The organism is Chryseobacterium sp. FP211-J200 (genome assembly GCF_001643375.1).
GTDB classification, from domain to species: domain Bacteria; phylum Bacteroidota; class Bacteroidia; order Flavobacteriales; family Weeksellaceae; genus Epilithonimonas; species Epilithonimonas ginsengisoli.
Genome location: NZ_LSHB01000083.1, coordinates 1 through 18,563, shown reverse-complemented (window position 1 = coordinate 18,563; position 18,563 = coordinate 1). Strand labels below are relative to the sequence as shown.

Genomic DNA, 18,563 nt, shown 5'->3' with positions numbered 1-18,563 from the left:
AAGGCAAAAGATTCAAGAATAGAAATTAATTTTGCAACTATCAACTATCAACTATCAACTATCAACTATCAACTATCAACTATCAACTATCAACTATCAACTATTTCACCCGATCCGGATTCTGTTTCAAGAAGCTGTCCCAGCCAGAATAAGATTTGTCTGTCGTGATAGTTCCAGAATTGAAATGATGACAAACGGCTACGGCCAGACCATCAGAAGCATCCAGATATTTCGTAGGAAATTCTTTCAGTTTCAACAGGTTTTGGAGCATTCCGGCAACCTGTTCTTTGCTGGCATTACCGTTTCCGGTGATGGCCATTTTTACTTTTTTTGGAGAATATTCGGTGATGGGAATATTTCTGTGAAGACTTGCTGCAATGGCAACACCTTGAGCGCGTCCGAGTTTCAACATACTTTGAACATTCTTCCCAAAGAATGGTGCTTCCAAAGCTGTTTCGTCCGGATGATATTCATCGATCAAGGCTAAGGTTTTATCGAAAATAACTTTCAGTTTGGTCTCGTGGTTTTCATATTTCTTCAACACCAATTCGTGCATCACGATCAACTCCATTTTCCCACCTTTCACAGAGATGATCCCGAAACCCATGATGGATGTTCCCGGATCGATACCCAAAATTATTTTCTCAACTTGCATAAGCACAAAAATACGTTAAGATTTTCATAAAGATCGACAGCTTAATTATATTTTTAATGAAAAGTTATTAAATTTAGAAACCAAAAATTATAACTATCAAAACATGAAGAATTTTCTACTGACTGCGGCAGTCGTGTTCTATGCAGGCTTTAATACGCCTGTATTTTCTCAAAAAGCCGAAACTCCAACATTTGTCGGAAACATCGAAGGTGTCAAGGAATACAAACTTTCCAATGGGATGAATGTCCTTTTGATTCCCGATCAATCACAAAGTAATATGGTGGTCAACATCATCTACAACGTAGGTTCCAAAGACGAAGGCTACGGCGAAAAAGGTATGGCGCACTTGCTGGAGCACATGCTTTTCAAAAGCACCAAAAACTTGGGCGACATCAAAAAACAATTGTCTGACAAGGGTGGTGTGGCCAACGGAACAACCTATTACGACAGAACCAATTATTACGAGATCTTCCCATCCAACGACGAGAACCTGAAATGGTCTCTTCAAATGGAAGCCGACAGAATGATAAACGCTACAATCCTTCAAACCGATCTGGACAAAGAATTTTCTGTGGTGAGAAACGAATTCGAGATCGGGGAAAACAATCCCACGAGAGTCATGATCCAGAATGTTTTCTCTAATGCCTATACTTGGCACAACTACGGGAATTCCACCATCGGAAGCAAAGAAGACATTGAAAGAGTGAAAGCACCAACGCTTCGTAAATTCTATGAGAAATATTACCAGCCAGATAATGCAACTTTGGTGATTGCTGGTAAATTTGATGAGAAAAATGCATTGAAATATGTATCGGATTATTTCTCTGCTCTCCCAAAACCAACGAGGGAATTAGGTGTAACTTACACGGTAGAGCCCGCTCAGAATGGTGAGAAATATTTCGAGATCAAAAGGAATAACGATCAGCAGATTATTGCAGCTGGTTATCACGCCGCAGCTTTTGCAGACAAAGATTATGCTGCACTCAGCGCGCTGAATGAGATTTTGACGGCTGATCCATCTGGCTATTTGTACAAAGGTCTTGTGGATGGCGGAAACGCATCGTCTGTTTGGGCTTATTATATTCCGGCAAGAGATCCGGGGATGATCTATTACAATTTTGATATTTCGAAAGAGAAAAATCTGGACGAAGCGACAAAATTGGTCAAAGCTCAATTAGATAAGATTGCAACCATCAATTATACGGAAGAAGACCTGAACAGGGCCAAATCAAAACTGTTGAAAGATATTGCGACAGAAAAAAATAATACCATCAACTACGCGATTGGATTCACGGAAATCGTAGGAACAGGAAGCTATAAGTTAGCCTTCGTTTATAGAGATAATGTGGAGAATCTGAAATTGGAAGATATCAAAAGGGTTGCTGCGAAATATTTCAAAAATAACAACAGAACACTTGGCGTTTTCCGCCCTTCTTCCAATGAAGAACGTGTTTTGCCAACTGAATTCAGGTCTGAGCAAATCGCTACATTGACCAAGGATTACAAAGGAAAAGCATTAGAGAAAGAACCGGCGCCTTTTGAAACCAGCATTGCCAACGTTAAGAAAAACCTGACGGAAGGCACACTTTCCAACGGCATGAAATACGGCTTGATCAACAAAGAACTGAAAGGCGACAAGGTCCAAGGTTCTTTCCGTTTCAGAATCGGGAACGAGAAAGACCTTCAAGGTAAATCTGCCGTGGCAAGTATGACTGCTTCACTATTAAAATCTGGAACTAAGACCAGAACGAAGGAGCAGATCCAAGATCAATTGGATCAGATGAAGTCATCACTTAATTTCTATACTTCAGGTCAGAATCTGATTGTCCAGTTTGCAACATACAAAAATGACTTCCCTAAAGTAATGGCAATCATGCAGGATGTGCTTTCCAATGCTACTTTCCCGGAAAATGAATTGACAAAAACCATCGCGGAAAACAATACTTACCTGGACGGACAATTAAAAGATCCTGAGGCCATCGCTTACAATGAGTTGGCAAGACTTTCCTCGCCGTATCCGAAAACCAGTATTTTCTATACCTCAACTTTGGAGGAAGAAATTGCTGACAACAAAAAAGTAACCCGCGCCCAAGTTGTTGATTTCTATAATAATGTTCTTGGTGCTTCCAACGGAGCAGGAACGATCATCGGAAGTCTTGATGCAAAATCTGCAGGTTCAGAATTAGAAAAAACTTTTGGGAAATTCACCGCGAAATCCAAGTTCGAGGAAGTAAAACCTACTTTGTTCGAAACTAAGAAAGTCGATAAAAATATCATCACACCAGACAAAGAAAATGCAGTAGCACTCGGAACTTCAAGCTTCACCATGAAACAGGACAGCCCAGAATATCCGGCTTTGGTTTTGGCGAATGAGATCCTGGGAAGCGGCGGTTTTCTTTCTGCAAGATTGCCAATGAGACTTCGTGAAAAAGACGGCATCTCTTACGGCGTTGGTTCTTATTTGAACGTTCCAATTACAAACGACGTTTCCTCTTGGAACTACTACGCTTACCTGAATCCAACAAAACGCGACGCCGTAGAATCTGCAGTAAAAGATGAGGTGAGCAAAGCTTTGAAAACAGGATTCACGCAGGAAGAATTGGACTCCAACAAGAAAAGTTACGCCAACATCCGAACTACAAGTCTTGGAATGGAAAATACGCTGATCAACCTGGAGAACACCAAACTTCTCTTCGGTGTTCCATTGGAAAATTATGACGAGCTGAATGCCAAGATCCAAAACCTGAAACTATCAGAAGTAAATGCTGTTTTGAAGAAATATATCTCGCTTGACAAAGTGACTTCCATCTACGCGGGAGATTTCAACAAGAAATAAATTTTCTACACCAATAGAAAAAGCCGTCCTGAGATTAGGGACGGCTTTTTTATTTTAAAAAGTTAACTGTTACTTCGCATTATTGATCATTTGATTGGTATCAGTAAAATTGTCTCTCAGTAATGTCACAGAACTTACTTTTCCATCAGTAAATTCAAATTTCAGTAGATTTGGATAATCAGTAATTCTAAATAATCCGTTTTTTAAATACACCAATTCATGTTCATTTTTCCCTTTAAAGTGTTGAAGAATCATAGATTCCACATAAAGGCGGTTATTTCTTTCTACGATTTTGGTTTCCATTTTTTGTCCGTAAAGAAAGTCGTCGTAAGTTCCGATGAGTTTTTCTTTTAAGTTTGAAGGTAGCTCTAGTGTTTCTTCATTATGGGAATCTCCGTTCCAATTCATCAGTGACAGAATCTTTCTTTGTGTTTGTCCCATCACGGGAAAGCGATTCGGTTTTTCGCCATTGGCAAGAAAGGCAAATCCGTTTCCGTCTTTCATCGTTCCCATCACGCTTCCGCCAACTCCGGTGTTTGAGCCGTTGCAGGCAAACCAGTCATAGTTGTTATAACCAAAAGATTTTTGCCAACCGTAACTCCATCCGCCAACCGCATTTTTGAAAGCCGAGACTTCGGTCATTTTTTTTGCTACATTGTGGGAAACGACTTTGTTGTTTTTGTTGCGCAAAGCATTTTGAATTTCTATAGCAATCTTAGCTAATTCTTTTGGAGTTGACCATAATCCTGACGGACCAACTTGTGGAGTAATTGGCAAACCTGTTTTGATCACTTTTCCGTCTTTATCGTGAACCATAGCAACATTTCTCAGAAATCCTTTTTCATTGGGCTGAATCATGGTGGTGTGTTTTAAACCAAGCGGAGAAAATAGGTGTTGTTTTGCAAGTTCTGCAATTGATTTGTTGAAAGTATCTTCCAGAGCCATTTGGATAATCGTGTAACCGCCGCCGCTGTATTGCCAATCGGTTCCCGGTTCGAAAAGGAATTCGATTTCTTTATCATATCTCGGGATTTTACCCATTAAACTTTCTTCTAATGTTGGGATTTTTTCACCTTCATAATGGTCTTCAAAACCGTCTTGAGACGTTCCTGCAGTATGATTCAAAAATTGTCTCCAGGTCGGAGCTTTGTTTTCTGTGAATTTACTTTTTGGCAAATGTCATCTTTTCAAAGATTTGTCAATTGGTGCGTTCAGATCAAGCAAACCTTTTTCTTCCAAAATAAAACAAAGAAGGGCAGTAATTGGTTTTGAGATAGATGCTGTATAAAATGCCGTGTTTTCATCGATTTTTTCAAGTGAATTTGCAGATTTCACCCCAAATTGTTTAGAATAAACAATCTTATAATTTTCAAAAACAACCACACTAAAACCTGGGAGTTTATATTTTTCTAACTGCTCTTCAATTTTCAGACTGTCAGTAAGAAAGCTGTAATCTTTTTTCTGTCCAAAGATCGTGGAACTTGTCATTAATAATAGAAAAAAGCTGGTGTAAAAGATAGTTTTCATTGTATCGTTATTTTAGGTTGATCAATATTTCGATACAAAGATGTGGAAGCAATCAGTCTTGTGCGACCGAGTAAAAGTAGTCGTCCAGATTTCGTGAAAAGAATTGGTTCGAATATTTAAACCAGAAAGTACGAGTAATTATAACGATTTGTATTGCAGTGATTTGCGATATTCAGTTGGTGTGTTTCCCGTATGTTTTTTAAAGGCCGTATTGAAAGAAGATTTTGAATTAAAACCAACTTCATACAAGATTTCAAGAATTGTAACCTTTGTTTTGGATGGATCTTTCAGGATTTCCATTGCATTTTCGATACGGTAAGTATTCACAAAATCATAAAAATGCTGTCCTAATTGATGATTAATTAAAACCGATAATTCTCGCACCGGAACATTCATTTCCTTCGAAATATCCTGAATCGTCAAAGCAGGATCCAGAAATGGCTTTTCATCAACCATATATTTTTTTTACTTCAAAAGATCTTCGTTCAGAATTTCCGGTTCAATTTTTTTCTCTTGCAAAATCAAGTCGGCAACAAGTGTCAACTTCGAATCAATATTTCTGAAAAGGCCGGGATTATTCAGTGCTTTGTAAAGGTACCAGCAAATGATAAAAAGCTGCATCACCAGAATTCCAATTTTGATCCAATCAGAAACGTATGGGTAATCAGAAAATTTAAAAATATTCTTTAAAATAACAATCAGGTAGAGCGCGGTAAGAACGCTTGTAAACTGAAACAGCCAGTTGTAAGAATTAAGGTCTCCGCCTGAATTATTTTCTAGATAAAGCTTTTTTACTTTTTTCAACAACAGAAAAACCGCCGTAAAATAAACCAAAACCTGAAGATGAAACAGCCAATGCGTCAACTGTAGCTCAATCATGTCTTGACGGTTGATGATGAAATCAAGCTTCGAAGCCAAATCCACCGAATAAAACCGAGGTACCAAAACAAGATTTCCAATAAAAAACGGAAGCAGATGGATCAGATATTTAGGCTTCCACTGAAAATCGGAATAACAAACCGACAAAACATACAGATAAAAAGCAGGGATCTGTAAAAAAGCCAACAGAGTTCGCAACATTCCAAGATTCGATGGACCGTCAGTTATTTGACTGATCAAAGGTTCGCTAATATCAACCGAGGTAATGATGAGGAAAAAGGCAAAGAGCCGGTTGCTGATTTTGTGCTCAGTCTTCACCGTCAGTAGAAAAAATGCCAGAAAAAATGAAACGAACAGCGAGATCACCGTCACAATTCCCAATAGATCCATTTTATCCATTTGTAATCCTGTTTCCCATTCTCGTTCGCACTTATTTTTCGTAAAGATAATTATTTTGCCTCTGGAAAATCAAGGAATAGAATTCACCTCAACAGATTTATAATTTTTCAGGAGCCGGGAACCTGCTTTCCGCTGCAATTCCTCGCGCCAAAGCTTTTCCCATCGCCAGCTGTGGGATTTCCACTGCAATCAGGGCTATGGGGTTTCTGTGTAAATACCATTTTCCTTTTGGTAGAATGCTCCACAATATTTGTCATTCTGAAAGAATCCATTAAGTATCGTAAATAATTGAAAACTATTTATACGAAGTTTGCGAAATGCAATTTATATAAGCATAAAGATTAATTATAATTATTTTTTCTTAAGAGTATTTCAAATTCATTTTTTAGACTTTCAATTTTCTCTGTTGTTGTATTTTCTAATGCAGATAGATATATTAGAGGATACATACTTCCTCCTTTGAAATTATTAGCTTTATATAAAGCGACAGTCTCTCTATATTTTTTCCATTTTTCAATACTTGATTTAAATAATTTAAAATCTATTGAAAACTGTTCATCAATATTTTCTTTATTATCGATAATGAAATCTATTAAAGTTTGAAGTTCATCATCCTTTTTTTTGAAATTCATATCTGCCTCGTGATTCATATCGGTTTGTGTTTCAGGAGAGTCAGGGTATAGTATTTTCCAAATAATAGTATTTGTAAATTCCAAAAAATCTTTGCAATTTTGATAATTCTTAATGATTTTATCCTTATCTATATGAATATTTGTAGCAAATTCGTGGCAAAAAATATGTCTCAACTCATAAGTTTCTTTTACGCTTTGAATAATTTCAGGCAATCGATTTCTTTTGTCATCGTTCAAGATTTTGGCGGTTTTATAGACTGATTCTTTTTTGAAATTTTTCATCTCATCTAAAAAATCTCTCCCTAAAATCACCGATAAATTTGAATTGATATCTTCAAAATTATTAAAAGGTAATAAATGCCCAATTAACTCCCCAACAGTTACTGATTTTGTTTGTATTGCTCCAATAATTTCAAAATCTAGTTTAATGTTTTTTGACTGATTGAAATTTGCTATGTTTTTATTATATGGTTCACCAAAATCAACTACTTCTTTAATAACCGATTTAAAAAATGCTTCGAAACAAGCTACTGTTGAAATTGGTATGTATTTTAAAATTTCTGAATTGTAATCTCCATTATAATTTGTAAATTCATTAAGAGCATAATCAATTTCGTACAATCTTGACGTTAAATCATATCTTGAGTTAAATTCTGTTCTAGATTTAATTAATTTTATTTCTTGAATAAAGTCTCTTTTTTTCACTTTTTAATGTATGTTGATTGGAAATTAATTTTGACTAAGGATTAATAGTATACTTTTATCTCGTTTTTATGTAAATATAATTATAATTTACAACAATCACTTTGTCAAAAACCAATGACAAAAAAAGACTTCAATGAAAATTGAAGTCTTGTAATTTATTTAGTAATTCTAAGGTCAGAAATAATGATCTTGTAATGATCACAATCTTCAAAACAGATTCCATTTTCTTTCCAATAAGGATTCTTAGGTGTCACAGTCGGAACTTTAAAATGTTCAAGATTGGCCAAGATCTTCTGGAACTCTTCCAAGGTTTCCGGATAGAAAACCAGGATGTCGTCATCATCAAATTTTGACTCCGGCAAATTCCCATCCTGCGTGAATTCCAAATGCCAATTCTCACCAGCTTTCCCAAGGAAAACGCCGTCGTAACCATTATGGTCTTCAAACTTCCCTATCACCTCAAACTCCAAAACGGAAGTGTAAAAGTAGATCAGTTTCTCAAGATTCTGCGTATGTCGTGCGTATCGGAAAATCATTTGATCTGAATATTAATGAAAGTAAAAATCATTCAGCTTTTCTTCACAAAGCGTTTTCACAACATTCACCCAGCTTTGTTCCTCGTTCAGACAGGGAATATAATCAAATCTTTCACCGCCGCCGTGAAGGAAGATCTCCTTACCTTCCACAGAGATCTCTTCCAAAGTTTCCAAACAGTCGGAAACAAAAGCAGGACAAACGATTGCCAGTTTTTTGATGCCTTTTTTGCCAAGACCTTCCAAAGTAGCGTCTGTGTAAGGTTCCATCCATTTGTCTTTGCCCAGTCTGGACTGGAAGGTGACCATCACTTTTTCTTTTGGCAATCCCAGTTTTTTGCACACCAATTCGGTTACTTTATAACATTGGTGTCTGTAGCAGAATTTGTGCGAAGGATTGTCTTCCTTTTGGCAACAAGTATTCATGTTGCAAGTGTTCGTAGGATCGGTTTTGTAAATATGACGTTCCGGCACACCGTGATACGAAAACTGTAGTAGATCAAAATCCGCAGGTAGTTTTTCCCTGATACTTTCAGCTAAAGCATTGATGTAGATCTCGCGGTCGTAGAATGGCTCCACGTAATTGATCTTGATATCTGGGAAGAATTTCAGTCTCACTTCCTCAGCTTTGTCAATCACGGTTTCTGTCGTGCTCATCGCATATTGCGGATAGAGCGGGAACAGAGAGATCTCGGTAATGCCTTTGTCCACCAACTCTTGGATTCCAGTTTTAATTGAAGGTTCAGCGTAACGCATTCCCAAACCAACCGGAACATCCACAATCTCCTGAAGTCTCTTCTGAAGATGTTTGGAAATCACGATCAAAGGCGAACCTTCGTCGGTCCAAACGGTTTTATAAGCTTCGGCAGATTTCTTAGGTCGGGTTTTCAGGATGATTCCCTGAACCAAAAGTGCGCGGAAGATCCAGCGGTAATCGATGACCTTTTCGTCCATCAGGAACTCGTCCAGATATTCTTTTACATCTTTTACGTCCGTCGATCTCGGAGATCCGAGGTTGACGAGAAGAATTCCCTTGCGGTTGTTAGTTGTTGGTTGTTGGTTGTTGGTTTCCAATTTTGAAATTATTTTATAGGCGTTTCTGGAAGTCGGTCAACTGACAATGAGAAACTATCAACTAAATATTATCCATTCACAGCTTCCACATTCTCCACCAATTCCGGAACGAATTGTTTCAGGATATTTTGGATTCCGCTTTTTAAGGTTGCTGTTGATGATGGACATCCACTGCAAGCGCCTTGAAGCAACATTCTCGCAGTTTTGTTTTCCTGGTCATATTCGATCAATGAGATTTTTCCACCGTCGTTTTCTACGGCTGGTGCCACATATTCGTTCAGGATGTCGCTGATCTTTTGCTCGTCACTGGTATATTCTCTGTTGATGATCTTCAACATTGGATTCTCGTGGTTGTGAGGTTCTGCATTGGAAATGGTTTTTCCGGCCTGCAAAAATTCTGCGATAAAAGAACGAACTTGGTTCATGATCTCGTGCCATTCAAACTGACCGTCTCTGGTCACGGCAACGAAATTATCACTCACGTAAACTTCTTTCACAAAATCAAAAGCTTCGTATAATTCTTTTGCCAAAGGCACTTCGTCCGCTTCTTCTCTGGATTTGACCTCGATGAAACCATCCATCAAAATTTTGCTGGAAATGAATTTCATCACCGCAGGATTTGGGGTCATCTCAGAATAGATCTGGTAAAGTTCTTTTTTCTTCTGAAGATAGATCCTTGGGTTGGCTAACAATTCGTCCTCGATGATATTTTTAAGACTTTCGGAAACGTGTTCCCACTCAACAGTATCTTCTTTCGCCACCGCAATGAAATTGGCTGTGATGAAAATTCTGTTGACGAAAGGATAATTGAAAAGTTCTTGGGCCAACGGAATCTCTGAAATATCAGATTCTCTATCAAGCTCCAATGAACCTGGAATCAGATTGTAGTCTGTTACGAACTTCAATACTTTTGGATTCTCTGTTGGTTCTATAATGATTTGTCTCATTTTAAGTATATTGAACTACAAAAATATCGTAATTTGGTGGAACAAAAAAGCCGATGAATCCCAATGTTGTGTTAAGTTTTGATTATGAGCAGGTTTGCGGATATTCGATTTTTTCTATTGGTTTGATTTTGGCTGTTTCGGATGAGAAAACGTGAAATGATGACCAATAAGCGCCCCGAATTATCTCATCTTTTTTAATTTTTATTTGAATCGATGAACCACTTCGTTAGGTTTGAACGGAAATCCTTTTTTGCATGGACTTAATTTTCTATTTGAACGGAAAGTGTCTGCAAAAAAGATTGAGAGTGGAGGACGGATCAAGGCGCCCAAATTATTACAATTAACAATTAATCATTAACAATTGAGAAGATGGCAATTATAAGAGAACTTTTAGGAAAGAAACCACAGTTTGGAGAGAATGCATTTGTCGCAGAAACTGCGGTAATTATCGGCGATGTAACGATGGGAGATGACTGTAGTATTTGGTATAACGCGGTTTTGAGAGGCGATGTGCATTACATCAAAATGGGAAATAAAGTGAATGTCCAAGACAACGCGATGATCCATTGCACTTACAAAAAAAGCCCCACGACGATAGGCAATAATGTTTCGATTGGCCACAATGCGATTGTTCACGGTTGCACGATCAAAGATAATGTACTGATCGGAATGGGCGCAATCGTAATGGATGATTGCGTGGTGGAAAGCAATTCTATTGTTGCAGCTGGTGCTGTGGTGACTGCCAATACGATCATCAAAGAAGGCGAGATCTGGGCTGGCGTTCCGGCGAAAAAAGTGAAAGATATTTCGCAAAGTCTGATTGAAGGCGAGATTGACAGGATTGCAAATAATTATGTTAAATACTCCAGCTGGTACAAACATGAGTAGATTGGTACAAAGATTGAATTTTCCAAAGAAATGTAAACTATGACAAAGCTTAAATCTTTTTGGGAAGTTCTAAAGGAAACTTTCAATGAGTGGACGTCCTCGTCCGCATCCAAAGACAGTGCAAGTATGGCTTACAATGCAATATTTGCGCTTCCGGGTTTGCTGATCATCATCATCTGGACAACTGGTCATTTTTTTGGTGAAGAAGCTGTGAATGGAGAAATCCGCCGACAACTACAAGGAATAATGGGTTATGACGGCGCAAAAAGTATCCAAGACATCATCGCTAGTGCGATGGTGGACAAAGAGAATTTCTGGATGAAAGCTTTGGGTGTGGCGACTTTGGTTTTTGGTGCAACCAGTTTGTTTTTCCAAATGCAAAGCACGCTGAACAATCTTTGGGATGTAGAAGCAAGACCGAAAAAGGCGTGGCAAAAATTCATCCTCGATAGAGCCAACTCACTCGGAATGATTTTGATGATTGCGTTTTTGCTGTTAATCAGTATGGTTTTGTCATCTCTCATTGGTTTGGCTAATGGATTAATAACCAAATATTTTGGAGTGGACACTTACTTTATCATTCAAGTTACGAATTTCGTTTTAGGATTGGCTGTCGTTACAGTTCTTTTTGCGATGATGTTCAAGGTCTTGCCTGATGTTGAGATCAAATGGAAATCTGTTTGGATTGGCGCAATTGTGACGGCTTTGCTCTTCAATCTTGGGAAAATGGCAATGAGTTTTTACTTTGATATGTCAAAACCAACTTCAGTTTTCGGCGCTGCAGGAACAGTGATCTTGTTGATGATGTGGATCAATTATTCTTGTCAATTGATTTTCTTCGGGGCAGAATTTACCAAAGTTTATGCAAAGCGAAAAGGACACAACATTGTTCCATCCAAACACGCGACTTGGAGCAAAGCAAAATTGTATAGAGATGCTGAGGAACAAAAAAAGAAAATTGCTCCTCAGGAGATTTAAATATTATTTGAAAACGGGTTTGTCATTTTCACAAACGATATTTTCCGGTTGCATTACCAACATACAGTCTGACATTAGGCTGTATTTTTTGTTGTACTCCACAGATTTTTGATTGTACAACTCCACCTTTTCTAAGAAACTTTTCTCATCAAGTTTAACTGAATAGGCAATATGTTCAACTGGTCCACCACACGCTTTTACGCCCAAACCAACTGTTTTCCAATCGGCGGAATTCGTACATTTTTCACTGCTTGCCAAGGTTTGGATTTCCGTTTTCAAAGTTTCCATTTCTTTGGATTCCTCGGCTGTCAATCCATTGCTAGGTACGACATCTTTTGGTCGTTCGGGTAATGGTTTTGGGAGATTATCCGCTGTGTAAGAAGGTTTACAAGCAAATGTAAACACAGAAACCAGACTTAACAAAATTAAATTTTTCATAAATGAATTTTGAATTGAGCTATCAAATATAATACCTGCAAACGTTTCCTCCAATTTAATTTTTGAAACCTTTTCTGAGATAATTGATGTCGGTGGTCAAAGGATTCTTTACTGATTTCATTCATATTCGATAAATTTTATAAGGTATTGTAACAAATAATATTAGCAATCGTCTAATAAAATTATAATACTTTAAAACAATAACTATGGAACTGTCGATTAAAAACATTAGTAAAACCTACGCCAATGGTTTGAAAGCTTTGGATAACGTCAATCTCACGATTGGGAAAGGAATGTTCGGATTACTCGGACCTAATGGTGCAGGGAAATCTTCACTAATGAGAACCATCGCAGGTTTGCAAGCGCCGGACAGTGGCGAGATTTTTCTCGGCGACCTCAATGCATTGACCCAAAAAGAAGAACTGCGTAAAGTTCTAGGCTATCTTCCACAAGATTTTGGGTTTTATCCGAAGGTAAATGCCGTAGAACTTCTCAATCATATTGCGATTCTGAAAGGAAATTCAAATAAATCTGAACGTAAGGAAATCGTTGAAGGCTTGCTTCATCAGACCAATCTCTTCGAAGCTAGAAAAAGAAACGTCAGCGAATATTCTGGCGGAATGAGACAGCGTTTCGGGATTGCACAAGCTCTTCTTGGAAATCCAAAACTCATTATTGTGGATGAACCAACCGCTGGCCTAGACCCGATGGAAAGAAATCGCTTCCATAATCTCCTGAGTGAAATCGGGGAAAATACGATTGTCATTCTTTCCACGCACATTGTAGATGATGTGAAAAATCTATGCAATCGCGTGGTCGTTTTGACTTCGGGACACATTATTTTAGATGGAACTCCGAAAGGTGTGATAGAAGATTTCCGAGGTAAAATCTGGAAAAAACTAATCGAGAAATCCGAAGTTGAGGTTGCGAAAGAACAATTCCAAGTGATTTCCACACATATTTCTGAAGGAAAAGTGGAGATTCGGGTTTTTTCGGAGACTCAGCCAGACGCCAATTTTATTCCTGTAGAATCCAATTTGGAAGACGTGTATTTCTCAAGTATCACCAAAAAAATTGCAACCAATGTTTAAAGAATTATTCTCTTTTGAACTCAGAAACGGTTTCAAAAAATGGAGTACGCAGATCTATTTTTTGGTTTTCCTCACGCTTGGCGTTCTAGTAGGACTTGGAACTACAGGCGCATTTGACACTTCGACCTCAGATTCGATTTTAACTAAAAATTCCTCTTTGGCAATCGCAAGATTGATTGTCGGGATGAGTGGCAATATTATGGTGCTCATCAACGGAATTATGATGATCAGCATTATGGCAACTGCGATTCAGAAAGATTATGCCTATAATTTCCACGGCTTGTTGTACACGACGCCAATTACCAAATCCGGCTATTTTTTCGGCAGATTTTTAGCTAATTTTCTGATATCGATTTATGTCTTTTCAGGAATTTTAATCGGGTATTTCTTCGGAACGCTTTACGGACTTGGAACTTCGCAACTTGGTCCCATCAATATCATCAATTTTCTTTGGCCATTTTTGATTTTCACTGTAGCTAATACGTTGATCATCGGTTCGATATTTTTCGCATTGACAACGATTACCAGAAGCACTTTGGCTTCCTATCTTTTCTGTGTGATTTTGCTTTTGTTATCGATTTTGAGCGACAGCATTCTTTCCGACATCGAAAACAAAGATTTGGCCTCACTTCTGGACCCTTTTGGGAATTTCGCATTGAGACAAACTACCGAATATTGGACGCCTTACGAACAAAATGAAAATACAGTTCCGCTTTCTGGAATTTTGCTTTGGAACCGTTTGGTTTGGTTAGGAATTGCAGTTTTGTGTGTTGGAATCACTTATTTTAAATTTGATTTTAACCAATTTTTACAGCCTTTTTCTTTGTTTAAAAAGAAGAAAAATGCATTGGTAGAAACTTACACTAATTCTGAAAAATCATTGCAGGAAATCCTGAATGTTCAAAAAGATTTTGGATGGATTGCGAAACTGAAAGAGCTTTTCTACCTTTCCTTTTTCGAGGTCAAGAGAATCGTTTATACTCCATTTTTCGGAATTATTGCTTTCATTTTTGGCGTTTTGCTGATTGTGATTTCCAATTATATGAAATCGATGTACGACGCAGAATCCATTCCTGTCACATTTTTGATGGCGGAATTGGCAGAAGAAGGATTGTCTTTTTTCCTGCTTTTGTTGATTGTCTTTTTCGCAGGAAATATCGTTTGGAGAGAGCGTGAAAATAAGATTGATGAACTGATTGGCGTGAGTACGGTTTCCAATTTCAACCTGTTGTTTTCCAAGTTTTTGGGAATGGTTTGGATGGTCATCATTATGCAGATTTTCTCTAATTTGATTTGCATCGGCATTCAGTTTTACAAAGGATTTTATGACATTGAACCTTTGACGTATTTGAAATTTAACCTTTACCATCTGCCTTATTATCTGGTTTTGATAGGGTTCAGTTTGTTTATTCAGTTGATTGTCAATAACAAATATTTTGGGTTTTTCTTAGCGATTTTCCCTGTCGTTTTCCTTCCGATCTTGTACGATTATTTGGAAATGAATGGCATTTTGTACAGTTTTAATTCCAACGGACCAACACTTCCTTATTCAGCTTTGAATGGTTTTGGGCAAGTGCTTTACAGCTATTTTATTGTGAAATCGTATTGGATTCTGATGATGCTGTTCTTATTGTTCATTGCACTTTTAGTTTTCCCAAGAGGCAAAGAAAAAGGGTTGTCCAAAAAATATCTGTTATCGAAAACATCATTCAAATCAAAACATAAAGCTTTATTGTTTCTATTCTTGTTCGCAACTGTTGGACTTGGAGGATACATTTATTACAACACCCATATTCTGAACAAATCCTACACAGAAGTTGAGATGGAAAAAATGCGTGTGGATTATGAGAAAAAATATAAATATCTGGAAAAAATCGATCAGCCAAGAATCGTTTCCTCGGATTTGAAAATTGATATTTTCCCTGAGAAATCGGGCTGGAGTGTTGAAGGTATTTATTACATCAAAAACAAACATCAAAAACCAATTGACAGCATCATCCTCAAATATCCGAATAATCTGGACGGACATTACACTTACAAAAAGATGCAATTGGCAAGTCCTGGGAAAGATATTTTCAATGATGAAAAAGTAGGTTTGAAACTTGTAAAACTGAATCAGCCACTTCAACCCGGAGATTCTGTAGCACTTAATTTTCAATATGCATTCGAGCCGAAAGGTTTTGCCAATTCTGAAACCGAAACGGATGTGGTTGGAAATGGCTCGTTTTTCAATTCTAATAATTTGCCAGGATTAGGTTACAGTGCAGATGCGGAACTTTCGGAAAACTCAGCCCGAAAAAAATATGGTCTGAAACCAAAACCAAGATTGGCAAAAGTGAATGACACGAAAGCAAGAATGAACAATTTCATTTCAAATGATTCCGATTGGATTCGTTTCCAGACTCAGATTTCGACTGATAATGACCAAATCGCAATTGCGCCAGGTTATTTACAAAAAGAATGGAAAGCCAATGACAGAAGGTATTTCACCTACAAAATGGATTCGCCGATTCTTAATTTCTATGCGTTTCTTTCTGGCGATTATCAAGTGAAAAAATCAAAATGGAATAACGTGAATATCGAGGTTTATTACCAAAAAGGTCACGAATACAATTTGGACAGAATGATTTCTTCCATTCAAAACAGTTTAAATTATTACACCAAGAACTTTGCACCGTATCAGCACAAACAAGTTCGAATTATCGAGTTTCCAAGATATGCTTCCTTTGCACAATCGTTCCCGAACACGATTCCATATTCCGAAGATATTGGTTTCCTAACGAAGATTGAACCCGATAAACCACAAAAAATAGACGTTCCTTTCTATGTGACGGCTCACGAAGTTGCGCATCAATGGTGGGGACATCAGGTGGTTGGTGCCAATGTTCAGGGCAGCGCGATGTTGTCGGAAACATTTTCCCAATATTCCGCTTTGATGGTAATGGAACACGAATACGGCGCGCCTGCGATGAAAAAATTCCTGAGTTATGAGCTCGATAAATATTTGCAAGGTCGAACAAGAGAAACGAAAAATGAGATGCCTTTGATGTTAATTGAAAATCAAAGTTACATCCATTACAACAAAGGAAGCGTCGTGATGTACGCGCTCAAAGACTATTTGGGAGAAGCAAAACTGAATTCGATTTTGAAGAAATATCTAGAGCAAACCAAATTTCAGGAACCGCCTTATACCAATTCGGTGGAGTTTGTGAATCTTCTCAAAAAGGAAACGCCTGACAGTTTGCAATACCTCATCAAAGATCTCTTTGAAACGATTACACTGAACGAAAACTATTTGAAGGATTTATCGTACAAAAAAGTTGGAAAGCAATTTGAAGTCAAACTCACAGTTGGAAGCGCCAAATACCGCGTTGATGGCAAAGGGAAATCGAAGAAAATTCCGGTCAATGATTATGTTGATATCGGCGTTTTTGGACAAAAATCTAAGAAATTCCCTGAAGGTAAAGAATTGATTTTCCAAAAAGTGAAGATGGATAAGCCTGAAAAAACCTTTGCTTTCGTAGTCAATGAAGAACCTTTGCAAGCGGGAATTGACCCTTACGCAAAACTGATTGACAGAAATATGGATAATAATGTTCACGATTTCAAATCAAAACCGGAAAAAGTAAATCTGGATGCGGATGAAAAATCTGGAGGTGCAGGTGTGAAAGTTACTGTGAATACGGGAGATTAATTTCGCTTCAAATAATTATAATTAATAGCGTCTGCTTTTCTAAAGGGCAGACTTTGTTGTTTAATATTCGAAATACAATTTGGTACATAATTAGCTATTTGGTTTTACCTAATACTATTTGTAACAATTTAACGTTTTGAGTTACATATTGTGATAATCATTAATATGAAAAATACAGCTAGCACTAATAAAATGAATTGGTTCCAGCACTTCTTGATGCTGTGTTCGGGCGCCAATATTCACCTTTTGAAAAAATCGCCAAGCGAATGGAACAAATTTGCCGGAATTGGCGGAATCGTTTTGTTCACGGCAGTTTTTGCAACACTTTCCGCGGGTTATGCAATGTTTACCGTTTTTGATAATGTTTGGACAGCCGTAGGATTTGGACTTCTTTGGGGATTGATGATTTTCAATTTGGACAGATATATTGTTTCCTCAATCAAGAAAACCGGAACGTGGTGGAATCAAGTTCTGATGACAATTCCAAGGTTGATTTTGGCGACGTTTCTCGGAATCATTATTTCAAAACCTTTAGAGTTGAAAATCTTTGAAAAGGAAGTCAACAAACAACTGAACACGATTATTCAAAGAAATAAAAAACAACTTCAGGCAGAAATGACTGGAAGGATTTTGCAACAATCGGGACCTTTTGATACAGAGAAGAAACAAATTCAAACTCAAATCAAAAATTACCAAATGGCTTATGATTCTGCGTCTGTAGAATTAGAAAAAGAAATTCTTGGCAAAGAATCTGGTTTGACAAGTGGAAAAGTCGGCTACGGAACGAACGCAAAACGAAAAGCTGAACTCAAAGAACAAAAACGCCTTGACCTCGAAAATTACCAAAAACAACAGCAATCGCGATTGGAATATTTGGACAAAGAAGTTTCGAAAGTTTACACCAATTTGGAAACCGAAAGAAAATCTACAGAAACTGTGGAAGACAAGTTCAATGGATTTGCGGCGCGTTTGCAAGCCTTGGATGAGTTGGGGAAAAATTCTGCAATCATTGCGCTGGCAGCGAGTTTCATTATGGGATTATTCATTTGTTTGGAAATATCACCGGTTTTGATAAAATTGATTTCTCATGTTGGACCTTATGATCATCTTTTGGAAAAAACGGAGAATGATTTCAGGTTATATTCAAAGGAAAAAATCACCAAAGGGAATGTACTGACGGATTACAGGATCGATGATTTCAAGGATGATCTGGACATCCGGAAAAGAAAGAAAAACGGCAATGACCTATAAAAGAAAAGCTTCCAAATTGGTAGTCATGGTCGGAAG

Annotated in this window: 15 protein-coding genes and 1 pseudogene; 6 read left to right on the top strand and 10 right to left on the bottom strand. The window is 37.6% G+C overall.

Features of this window, described 5'->3' with window-relative positions:
- Nucleotides 1-100: 100 nt before the first annotated feature.
- Entirely contained in the window at nucleotides 101-655 is a 555-nt protein-coding gene (gene ruvC, locus AXA65_RS18775; RefSeq protein WP_063971578.1) for a crossover junction endodeoxyribonuclease RuvC, read from the bottom strand.
- A 103-nt stretch (nucleotides 656-758) separates the two neighbouring features.
- On the opposite strand from ruvC, the gene AXA65_RS18770 reads away from it, so the two are divergent.
- Complete coding sequence (locus AXA65_RS18770) at nucleotides 759-3,491, top strand: M16 family metallopeptidase (RefSeq protein WP_063971577.1); 2,733 nt, start codon at nucleotides 759-761, stop codon at nucleotides 3,489-3,491.
- A 69-nt stretch (nucleotides 3,492-3,560) separates the two neighbouring features.
- On the opposite strand, the pseudogene AXA65_RS18765 reads toward AXA65_RS18770, so the two are convergent.
- The 8 genes and pseudogenes from AXA65_RS18765 to AXA65_RS18735 all read right to left on the bottom strand — a co-directional run bounded on the left by AXA65_RS18765 (nucleotide 3,561) and on the right by AXA65_RS18735 (nucleotide 10,187).
- Nucleotides 3,561-4,979 (bottom strand): annotated as a pseudogene (locus AXA65_RS18765) (serine hydrolase domain-containing protein).
- A gap of 177 nt (nucleotides 4,980-5,156) precedes the next feature.
- Nucleotides 5,157-5,474 carry a helix-turn-helix domain-containing protein gene (locus AXA65_RS20335; protein ID WP_218281616.1) on the bottom strand — a complete coding sequence of 106 codons (318 nt, stop codon included), beginning with the start codon at nucleotides 5,472-5,474 and terminating at the stop codon, nucleotides 5,157-5,159.
- Between the two features lie 9 nt (nucleotides 5,475-5,483).
- Nucleotides 5,484-6,296: an AraC family transcriptional regulator gene (locus AXA65_RS18755; RefSeq protein WP_218281617.1), complete on the bottom strand. Its 813-nt coding sequence runs from the start codon at nucleotides 6,294-6,296 to the stop codon at nucleotides 5,484-5,486.
- Nucleotides 6,297-6,393: 97 nt separating this feature from the next.
- Nucleotides 6,394-6,543: a hypothetical protein gene (locus AXA65_RS20010; protein ID WP_165596632.1), complete on the bottom strand. Its 150-nt coding sequence runs from the start codon at nucleotides 6,541-6,543 to the stop codon at nucleotides 6,394-6,396.
- 94 nt (nucleotides 6,544-6,637) lie between these two features.
- Complete coding sequence (locus AXA65_RS18750; RefSeq protein ID WP_063971574.1) at nucleotides 6,638-7,633, bottom strand: HEPN domain-containing protein; 996 nt, start codon at nucleotides 7,631-7,633, stop codon at nucleotides 6,638-6,640.
- Nucleotides 7,634-7,788: 155 nt separating this feature from the next.
- The gene (locus AXA65_RS18745; RefSeq protein WP_063971573.1) at nucleotides 7,789-8,169 is read right to left on the bottom strand and encodes a VOC family protein; all 381 of its coding nucleotides are present in this window, start codon (nucleotides 8,167-8,169) and stop codon (nucleotides 7,789-7,791) included.
- Nucleotides 8,170-8,181: 12 nt separating this feature from the next.
- Complete coding sequence (gene hemH / locus AXA65_RS18740) at nucleotides 8,182-9,240, bottom strand: ferrochelatase (protein WP_063971572.1); 1,059 nt, start codon at nucleotides 9,238-9,240, stop codon at nucleotides 8,182-8,184.
- 68 nt (nucleotides 9,241-9,308) lie between these two features.
- Nucleotides 9,309-10,187 carry a NifU family protein gene (locus AXA65_RS18735; protein ID WP_063971571.1) on the bottom strand — a complete coding sequence of 293 codons (879 nt, stop codon included), beginning with the start codon at nucleotides 10,185-10,187 and terminating at the stop codon, nucleotides 9,309-9,311.
- Between the two features lie 369 nt (nucleotides 10,188-10,556).
- Between AXA65_RS18735 and AXA65_RS18730 the strand changes: the two genes are divergently transcribed.
- Nucleotides 10,557-11,075: a gamma carbonic anhydrase family protein gene (locus AXA65_RS18730; protein ID WP_063971570.1), complete on the top strand. Its 519-nt coding sequence runs from the start codon at nucleotides 10,557-10,559 to the stop codon at nucleotides 11,073-11,075.
- A 39-nt stretch (nucleotides 11,076-11,114) separates the two neighbouring features.
- Nucleotides 11,115-12,053 (top strand): YihY/virulence factor BrkB family protein, encoded by a 939-nt coding sequence (locus AXA65_RS18725; protein ID WP_063971569.1) that lies wholly within the window; start codon nucleotides 11,115-11,117, stop codon nucleotides 12,051-12,053.
- 3 nt (nucleotides 12,054-12,056) lie between these two features.
- Here AXA65_RS18725 and AXA65_RS18720 read toward each other — a convergent pair whose 3' ends face one another.
- Nucleotides 12,057-12,491 (bottom strand): hypothetical protein, encoded by a 435-nt coding sequence (locus AXA65_RS18720; protein WP_063971568.1) that lies wholly within the window; start codon nucleotides 12,489-12,491, stop codon nucleotides 12,057-12,059.
- 206 nt (nucleotides 12,492-12,697) lie between these two features.
- Here AXA65_RS18720 and AXA65_RS18715 point away from each other — a divergent pair, with 206 nt between their 5' ends.
- The 3 genes from AXA65_RS18715 to AXA65_RS18705 all read left to right on the top strand — a co-directional run bounded on the left by AXA65_RS18715 (nucleotide 12,698) and on the right by AXA65_RS18705 (nucleotide 18,527).
- Nucleotides 12,698-13,582 (top strand): ABC transporter ATP-binding protein, encoded by an 885-nt coding sequence (locus tag AXA65_RS18715; protein WP_063971567.1) that lies wholly within the window; start codon nucleotides 12,698-12,700, stop codon nucleotides 13,580-13,582.
- Nucleotides 13,575-17,276, top strand: a complete 3,702-nt coding sequence (locus AXA65_RS18710; RefSeq protein WP_063971566.1) for an ABC transporter permease/M1 family aminopeptidase — start codon at nucleotides 13,575-13,577, stop codon at nucleotides 17,274-17,276. The genes AXA65_RS18715 and AXA65_RS18710 overlap by 8 nt, the downstream gene beginning before the upstream one ends.
- 165 nt (nucleotides 17,277-17,441) lie before the next feature.
- Nucleotides 17,442-18,527 (top strand): DUF4407 domain-containing protein, encoded by a 1,086-nt coding sequence (locus tag AXA65_RS18705; protein WP_063971565.1) that lies wholly within the window; start codon nucleotides 17,442-17,444, stop codon nucleotides 18,525-18,527.
- Nucleotides 18,528-18,563: the final 36 nt, after the last annotated feature.

Coding starts and splice junctions, on each gene's coding strand:
- AXA65_RS18770 (WP_063971577.1), top strand. CDS start 759: ATGAAGAATTTTCTACTGACTGCGGCAGTCGTGTTCTATGCAGGCTTT.
- AXA65_RS18725 (WP_063971569.1), top strand. CDS start 11,115: ATGACAAAGCTTAAATCTTTTTGGGAAGTTCTAAAGGAAACTTTCAAT.
- AXA65_RS18745 (WP_063971573.1), bottom strand. CDS start 8,169: ATGATTTTCCGATACGCACGACATACGCAGAATCTTGAGAAACTGATC.
- AXA65_RS18755 (WP_218281617.1), bottom strand. CDS start 6,296: ATGGATAAAATGGATCTATTGGGAATTGTGACGGTGATCTCGCTGTTC.
- AXA65_RS18735 (WP_063971571.1), bottom strand. CDS start 10,187: ATGAGACAAATCATTATAGAACCAACAGAGAATCCAAAAGTATTGAAG.
- AXA65_RS18710 (WP_063971566.1), top strand. CDS start 13,575: ATGTTTAAAGAATTATTCTCTTTTGAACTCAGAAACGGTTTCAAAAAA.
- AXA65_RS18720 (WP_063971568.1), bottom strand. CDS start 12,491: ATGAAAAATTTAATTTTGTTAAGTCTGGTTTCTGTGTTTACATTTGCT.
- AXA65_RS18705 (WP_063971565.1), top strand. CDS start 17,442: ATGAAAAATACAGCTAGCACTAATAAAATGAATTGGTTCCAGCACTTC.
- ruvC (WP_063971578.1), bottom strand. CDS start 655: ATGCAAGTTGAGAAAATAATTTTGGGTATCGATCCGGGAACATCCATC.
- AXA65_RS18715 (WP_063971567.1), top strand. CDS start 12,698: ATGGAACTGTCGATTAAAAACATTAGTAAAACCTACGCCAATGGTTTG.
- AXA65_RS18730 (WP_063971570.1), top strand. CDS start 10,557: ATGGCAATTATAAGAGAACTTTTAGGAAAGAAACCACAGTTTGGAGAG.
- AXA65_RS20335 (WP_218281616.1), bottom strand. CDS start 5,474: ATGGTTGATGAAAAGCCATTTCTGGATCCTGCTTTGACGATTCAGGAT.